Genomic DNA, 773 nt, shown 5'->3' on the forward strand with positions numbered 1-773 from the left:
TCGTATTGATTAAGAAATAAGCGAAACGGGGTAGTTCTATCTTTAAATTTAATTACGCAACAAAGCCTGAGGGCAATCTAATTTTCTTATTGAGATGTGATACGTTAACGCCTGAAATATCGCCACCTTCAATGTATACATTATTTATTAGTGTCTAATCATCGAAAACTGTATCAATTCATTTCTAGGCTATGTAAGTAGGTTGGTATTGTATTATATAAGATGAGTAGCAATTGTTACTGGCACTAGAAATGAATCCAGACCTCAGTAGTACCCAAGTTTTTTATCGCATGATTGATATGGATCCGAAAGAGTGGCAGTCAAGACTCTCGGAGCTAAGCCATGTTTCACCGCAAATGGCTCGAAGAGTTTCCGATTTACTTTTGTCATATGAACAACAGTGTTTGACTCAATTGTTAGATATCCATTTATCCTCTTCGGTGCCTGCGTTTCAATCATTTGAAAACGAAATAGTTGATGATCGTTACCTTATTGGACATGAACTAGGTAAAGGTGGCTTCGGGATGGTTTATTTTGCTTCACGGCGTGACCATTTGTTTGAGCATAACTACGCAGTTAAGTTTTTTAACGCCGAAGCGTTTAATATTTTAGGCAAAGACAAACTTTTCAACGAAGCTCAAATCATGGCAAACCTCAATCATTCCAATATTACGAAGGTTTATGACGCAGGTCTTCATAAAGGAGTTGCTTATATAGTAATGGAGTACGTTGATGGCTGTTTACTCGATGAATAGAGCCTGTAATTTAAATTG

The 773-nt window shown here is 36.9% G+C and carries 1 protein-coding gene; it reads left to right on the forward strand.

Annotated elements, in window-relative coordinates; translation table 11 throughout:
• The first annotated feature begins 251 nt into the window (after positions 1–251).
• The gene (locus tag AB4517_RS22780) at positions 252–755 is read left to right on the forward strand and encodes a protein kinase domain-containing protein (protein ID WP_372150137.1); all 504 of its coding nucleotides are present in this window, start codon (positions 252–254) and stop codon (positions 753–755) included.
• The last annotated feature ends 18 nt before the right edge of the window (positions 756–773 follow it).

Origin of the sequence: Vibrio sp. 10N.222.52.C3, assembly GCF_041474195.1 — a bacterium.
Lineage (GTDB): Bacteria > Pseudomonadota > Gammaproteobacteria > Enterobacterales > Vibrionaceae > Vibrio > Vibrio crassostreae_C.